5 protein-coding genes are annotated in these 6,310 nt (G+C 75.8%); 1 reads left to right on the top strand and 4 read right to left on the bottom strand.

The genetic code is table 11. The features are described 5' to 3' along the window. Positions 1–103: 103 nt before the first annotated feature. The 4 genes from BD833_RS12875 to BD833_RS12860 form a co-directional block, all read right to left on the bottom strand. Positions 104–1,360: a serine hydrolase domain-containing protein gene (locus BD833_RS12875; protein ID WP_208092628.1), complete on the bottom strand. Its 1,257-nt coding sequence runs from the start codon at positions 1,358–1,360 to the stop codon at positions 104–106. 127 nt (positions 1,361–1,487) lie between these two features. Then, positions 1,488–1,772: an HU family DNA-binding protein gene (locus BD833_RS12870; protein ID WP_166533524.1), complete on the bottom strand. Its 285-nt coding sequence runs from the start codon at positions 1,770–1,772 to the stop codon at positions 1,488–1,490. A gap of 286 nt (positions 1,773–2,058) precedes the next feature. Beyond that, on the bottom strand, positions 2,059–2,232 hold the full coding sequence (locus BD833_RS12865; RefSeq protein ID WP_166533523.1) for a DUF1059 domain-containing protein: 174 nt from the start codon (positions 2,230–2,232) through the stop codon (positions 2,059–2,061). Between the two features lie 51 nt (positions 2,233–2,283). After that, a complete protein-coding gene (locus BD833_RS12860; protein ID WP_166533522.1) occupies positions 2,284–3,381 on the bottom strand; it encodes an EAL domain-containing protein in 1,098 nt (365 codons plus the stop codon). A 168-nt stretch (positions 3,382–3,549) separates the two neighbouring features. Between BD833_RS12860 and BD833_RS12855 the strand changes: the two genes are divergently transcribed. Next, positions 3,550–6,306, top strand: coding sequence for a SpoIIE family protein phosphatase (locus tag BD833_RS12855; protein WP_166533521.1), 2,757 nt, complete (start codon positions 3,550–3,552; stop codon positions 6,304–6,306). The last annotated feature ends 4 nt before the right edge of the window (positions 6,307–6,310 follow it).

Below are 6,310 nucleotides of genomic sequence, written 5' to 3'. Positions count from 1 at the left end.
GCTGCCTCAAGCGCTACATCGCCCGCGAGCTCTACCGACGCCTCGAATCACCACCGCTCGCGGCTTGACCCGTCATAGGAGCGTCCTGATCGTTCTGGAGGGCTCAGGCGACGATCGCCTGGTTGGCCAGCGAGCGCAGGTAGTTGCGGATCGGCAGCGTGCTCGAGGGCAGCAGCTGGGTGTAGAAGCTCACCGTGAGGTCCTCCACCGGGTCGACGTAGAACGCCGTCGAGGCCGCTCCGCCCCAGCTGTAGTCGCCGACGCTCGAGACGACGCCGTAGCGCGCGGCGTCGATGATCATCGAGAAGCCCAGCCCGAAGCCGACGCCGCGCAGCGGGGTCTCGGCGAACAGCGGCCGGCCGAAGGTCTCCAGGTCTGCACCGCCGGGGATGTGGTTGGACACCATGTGCGCGAGCGTGCGGGGCCCGAGCAGCCGGCCGCCGTCGTAGGAGCCGCCGCGCCGCAGCATCTCCAGGAACCGCAGGTAGTCACCGGCGGTGGAGACCAGGCCGCCCCCGCCGGAGAGGAACGCCGGCTTGGCGTGCGCCGCCTGGCCCATGGCGTCCAGCGGGGCGTAGCCCGTCGCGGCGCCGCCGGGCTGCCCCGGGGTGGCGGCGTAGAGGCGGGCGAGCGACTCGACGTCGTCGCCCTCGCGCAGCCCGAACGAGGTGTCGCGCATGCCGAGCGGCGCGAAGATGCGGGACGCGAAGAACTCGTCCAGCGGCTGGCCGGACAGCACCTCCACGAGCCGGCCCAGGACGTCGGTGGAGACGCCGTAGTTCCACTCGCTGCCCGGCTGGAAGACCAGCGGCACCGAGGCCCACTGCCGGCAGACCTCCGCGGAGTCCGCGCCGGGCGGGGTGCCCCACTCGTGGCCCAGCGCGCGGTACATGGCGTCGACGGGGTGGGCGTGGTGGAAGCCGTAGGTGAGCCCGGACGTGTGGCTCAGCAGGTGCCACACCCGGATCGGCTCGACCTGCGGGGTGGTCACCGGCTTCAGGGCCGACCCGGCGAGGTAGACCCGGGTCTCGGCGAACTCCGGCAGCCACTTCGCGATGGGGTCGGTGAGCTGGAAGGCCCCCTCCTCGTACAGCATCATCGCCGCGACCGAGGTGACCGGCTTGGTCATCGAGAAGATCCGCCAGCGGGTGCCGGGCTCGACGGGCAGCCGCTCCTCGAGGTTCCGGAAGCCGCCGCGGCCGACGTGCACCAGCTTCCCGTGGCGGGCGACCGTGACCAGGAACCCGGGCAGCTGCCCGTCGTCGACGTACCGGGCCAGCCGGGCGTCGAGGCGGGCCAGCCGGCCCGCGTCCATCCCGACCTCGGCCGGATCCGTCCCCACACTCAGCTCGTCGCTCACGCGCACCTCCGGGTCCCGGACGCCGTCCGACGCCGGGCGACGCCTCGACCGGCATCCTGGCTCACGTCGTCGTGAGCCGGGACACACGGGGGTCGGGCGCCCGCCCGGCGGCGGACACGGCCGGAGGTCAGACCGGGACGGAGCTCGCGGCCTTCTTCAGGTTCGAGCCGGCGGTCACCTTGACGGTGTTGGCCGCGGGGATGTCGATGGACTCACCGGTCTGCGGGTTGCGGCCGGTGCGGGCGGACCGCTGGGTCCGCTCGACGGTGATGAGGCCCGAGACGGCGACCTTCTCCCCGCGGGTGATGGCGTCGACGAGCTCGTCCTGCAGGCCCGCGAGGACGGTGTCCACGGTCGAGGCCGGGACGTCGGCGCGCTTGGCGATGGCGGAGACCAGTTCGGCCTTGTTCATGTGATTCCTTCCGTAGGCGGTGGCGCGTGCCGGGATCTCGGCACGCAGCCGGCTCCTCACCCCTGACGCGCGGAGCGCGGGCGGGGTTCCCCGATGTCCGCACGGGTGGTGCGGTGCACGGGGCGCCCGGTCTCGCGGGAGGCCGAGCCGGGGGGCACGGTGCCATGTCGCCTGCGGTTCCCGCCAGCGGGGGGCCTCCCGGGCGCCCGCAGGAGACCCGCCGGTCACAGCAGTCCCACCCCCTCCGGAGCCCGCGGACGGGGTTCCGCGACGGGGCGGGTCGCGCCTAGACCGTGCGGATCGCGGGCAGCACGAGCGCGTCGGAGACCGAGCCCGGCTCGGGGTCGCCGTGGGCGTCGACGGCGTGCCGGCGGGTCTGCGCGAGGATGCCGGCCTCGTCGGCCGCGGAGAAGCTGGCCTCGCAGCCGGGGATGATGTCGCCGCAGTGGAACGTCTTCATGGTCGGACTCCTTGTCGGTGCTCGGTCGCCGTCCTGGCGCCGGGTCTGGGATCAGCGTCCCGGGCGGGGCGCCGTGGCGAGGTCCTCGATGCGCAGCACCCCGAGGACGTCGCCGGTCGGGTCGGTGCAGACCACCGGGTCGAACCGCTGCGCCGGCGGGCGGGTGAGCGCCCGGCGCAGGGTGTCCTCGATCCCGGTGGACGGGTGCACCCGCAGTGAGACGGGGGACCTGTGCACCTCGCCCGTCCGCGGGTCGCTGAGCAGCAGCGCGGCCGGCTCGCCGTGGGGGCCGAGGACCACGGCCGGCGGCACCATGGGCTCGTCCTCGCCGAGCTCGTACTGCCGCACCGGGCGCAGCAGGCTGGCCACGCTCTCGGTGAGGCGGGCGCGGGCGACCTGGGCGCGCACGAGCTGCGCGACGTCGTCGGCGAGCGGGGCGAACGCCGGCTCGGGCCGGCCGAGCAGCCAGCCCTGGGCGAGGGGGACGCCGAGGCGGGCGAACGCGGCCAGCTCGGCCTGGGTCTCCACGCCCTCGGCCAGCAGCCAGGCGTCGATCCGCCCGGCGAACTCGCCGATCATCTCGGCCAGCGCCATGCGCACGGGGTCGCTGTCGACGTCGGCGACCAGCGCGCGGTCCAGCTTCACCAGCTGGGGCCGGACGGCGGCCAGCTGCTGCAGCCCGGAGTAGCCGCTGCCGGCGTCGTCGACGGCGATCAGCGCGCCGCGTTCCCGCAGCGCGTCGGTCTGCCTGCGCAGGCAGGACAGGTCGTCCACCGGGGTGTGCTCGGTGAGCTCGACGACCACGCGGTGCAGGTCGGCGCGGGAGCGCAGCGCCTCCTGGACGACGGGGCTGCCGAGCAGGTGCGGGCTGACGTTGACGGTCAGGAACGTGCCGGGCGGCAGCCCGTCCACGGCGGCCAGCGCCTTGTGGACGGCCAGCGCCTCGAGCTCCGCGGCGACGCCGGCTTCGGCCGCCGCGGCGAACCACACGTCGGGGCCGGCGGTGCCGGGGAAGCGGGCGAGGGCCTCGTACCCCACGACCGCCGCAGCCGTCAGGTCGACGATGGGCTGGAAGACGAGCGTGAGGTCGTCGGGGTCGGCGAGCAGCGGACGGCAGTCCGGGAGCCGGACGGTGCGCGTGCCGGGCATGGGGAGGGGATCGGCCGCCCGGGGTCGTCGCTTGAGCCGTCGCCGGGAGCCTCACCCGCCGGGGGGACGCCCGGCCGGGAGACGCCGGTCCCGCGGCGCCCGGCGTCCGTGCCAGCATGTGCACCACGAGCACCCGGTCGGGTGCGGGGAGAGCCGGCGGAGGGGTGCGTGACCACGTCTGCGTCCGCCGTCCTCCCGGGCCAGCCGGAGGAGGATCCGCTGGTCGACGCAATGCGCGTCGCCGCGGCCCGTCGGCTGCTGCTGGAGGTGCCCGGTCCGGCCGCGTTCGACCGGCTCTCGGCGCTGGCCGCCCGGCTGCTGGGCGCCGGGCACGCCAAGATCACCCTGTTCACCGACCACGACGTCGTCGTCGGCGGCCACGGGCTGCCGGCCGGGGTCGTGGGCGGCCCCGCGCTCCTCACCGGCGCGCTGTCGGCGATCGTGGTGCGCGAGGGCCGGCCGCTGGACATCCCCGACGCGACCGCCGACGAGCGGGTCGCGGGGCTGCCGGCCGTCACCTCGGGCCAGGTGCGGGCCTACCTCGGCGCGCCGCTGCAGGCCGCCTCCGGCCAGGTGGTCGGCGCGCTGGCGGTGTACGACGCCGCGCCGCAGGCCTGGTCCGGTGACGCCGTCCAGCTGCTGGAGCAGCTGGCGACCTCCGTCGTCGCGGAGCTCGAGCTCTCCGCCGCGCAGTCCGCGGTCGGCACCTCGCGGGCCTGGCTGGAGGTCGCGCTGGAGGCGAGCTCGGTGGGCATCTGGGAGCGCGACCTGCGCACCGGCACGGTCCACTGGGACGAGCGCTGCGCGGCCCTGTTCGGGGTCGACTCCGCGGTGGACATCGAGTCGCTCGAGCGGGTCCTGGCCGACCACGTGCACCCCGACGACCACCCGGCGGTGGCCGAGGCGATGCGGGTCGCGGTCGAGGACCGCGGTGACTACACGGTCGAGTTCCGGGTCCGCCGGGACGACGGCGTCACCCGCTGGGTGCTGGCGCGGGGCCGGGTGGTGGCCGACGTGTCCGGCGCGCCGGCGCGGGTGCTCGGCACCGTCCTGGACGTCACCGACGCCCGCGGGCAGGCCGAGCAGCGGCTCACCGCGGTGGAGCGGGCGGCCGCCATCGCCGAGGTCGCGGCCGAGCTGGCCAACGCCGCCCGGCTGGAGGAGCTCGCCGACGTCGTCCTGCGCGGCGCCCAGGTGCTCGGGGCCCAGTCCAGCGCGCTGGCGATCTTCGACTCCGTCGGCGGGCCGCTGCGCCTGCACATGACCGGCAACCTGCTGGCCGCGGTCCGGGACCAGCACCCCGACGCGGGCCTGTCCGACGGCGTCGTCCTGCCGATGGACGACGCACTGCCGGCCCAGTTCGTCGCCCGGCGCGGGCGGCGGCTGCTGCTCAGCGGCAGCGCCGAGACGATCACCCGCTTCCCGGCGATGGCCCCGGTGGTCGACCTGCTCGGGCTGCGCGCCGTCGCCGCGATCCCGCTGCGGGTGGAGGGGCGGGTGCTCGGCGCCTTCCTCGCCGTCTGGACCGTCGACCACGACTTCCGGGGGGACGACGTCGAGGTGCTGGAGGCGCTCGCCGCCCAGATCGCGCTGAGCGTCTCCCGGCTGCAGGCCGACGCCGAGCGCGCCGCCGCGGTGGCCGCCATGTCGCAGGCCAACGAGCGGCTCCGGCTGCTGGCCGAGGCCGGCCGGGTGCTCTCGGGGACCCTCGACATCAACCAGCAGATCGAGCAGCTGGCCGCGCTGGTCGTGCCCGACCTGGCCGACTGGTGCTGGATCGTGGTCACCGACGAGCAGGGCCGGCTGCACGACGTCGCCAGCAGCCACCGGGACGTCGCACGGCGCGCCGAGGTCGAGGACTACGTGCGCGCGATGGTCGCCACGATGAGCGACGCCTCCGCCGCCCGGCGGGTGACCAGCAGCGGCCGCCCGCTGGTGCTGTCGGTCATCGACTGGGAGGACGTGGCCCGCGCGCTTCCCGACGCCGGCGCCCGGGAGCGGTTCGCCCGGCTCGGCGCGGCCTCCGGGGTGGTGGTGCCGCTGGTGGCCCGCGGGCAGGTGCTGGGCGCCCTGGGGCTGTTCACCCGCGAGGAGCGGGGGGCGCTGGGCAGCGCCGAGGTGGACACCGCGGTCGAGATCGGCCGGCGGGCCGGCCTGGCCCTGCACCAGGCGCGGCTGTACGGCCAGCAGCGGGAGCTGGCCGACGCGCTGCAGCGCAGCATGCTCACCGAGCCCCCGCAGCCGGAGTGCTGCCGGATCGTCGTCCGGTACGTGCCGGCCGCCGAGGGCGCGGAGATCGGCGGCGACTGGTACGACGCCTTCCTCCAGCGCGGCGGGACGACGGTGCTGGCCATCGGCGACGTGGTCGGGCACGACACCCGCGCGGCGGCGGCGATGGGCCAGGTGCGCGGCCTGCTGCGCGGGATCAGCTACTCCAGCGGCGGCTCGCCCGCGGAGGTGCTCAGCGAGCTCGACCGCGCCGTCCAGGGGCTGGCGCTGGACACGATGGCCACCGCGCTGGTCGCCCACCTCGAGCCCGAGCCCGGCGACGACGCGGGCCGCATGCGGCTGCGCTGGGCGAACGCCGGCCACCCGCCCCCGGCCCTGCTGGCCTCCGACGGCAGCGTGGTGCTCCTCGACGGCAAGCAGGCCGACCTGCTGCTGGGCGTGGCGCCGGAGACGGTGCGCGAGGACCACGTGGCCGTCGTCGCGCCGGGCTCGACGGTGCTGCTCTACACCGACGGGCTGGTGGAGCGGCGCGACCGGGACATCGACGCGGGCACCGAGCAGCTGCTGGAGGTCCTCGGCGAGTGCGCCGGGCTGCCGCTGGACGACCTGTGCGACCGGGTGCTCGAGCGGATGTTCCTGCCCGACGCGGAGGACGACGTCGCCGTGCTCGCCGTCCAGCTGCGCCCGGAGGGCTGAGGGC

The organism is Blastococcus xanthinilyticus (assembly GCF_008124835.1).
Taxonomy (GTDB): Bacteria; Actinomycetota; Actinomycetes; order Mycobacteriales; family Geodermatophilaceae; genus Blastococcus; species Blastococcus xanthinilyticus.
The sequence above is the reverse complement of the archived record's forward strand: the minus strand, read 5'-3'. Positions and strand labels throughout refer to the sequence as shown.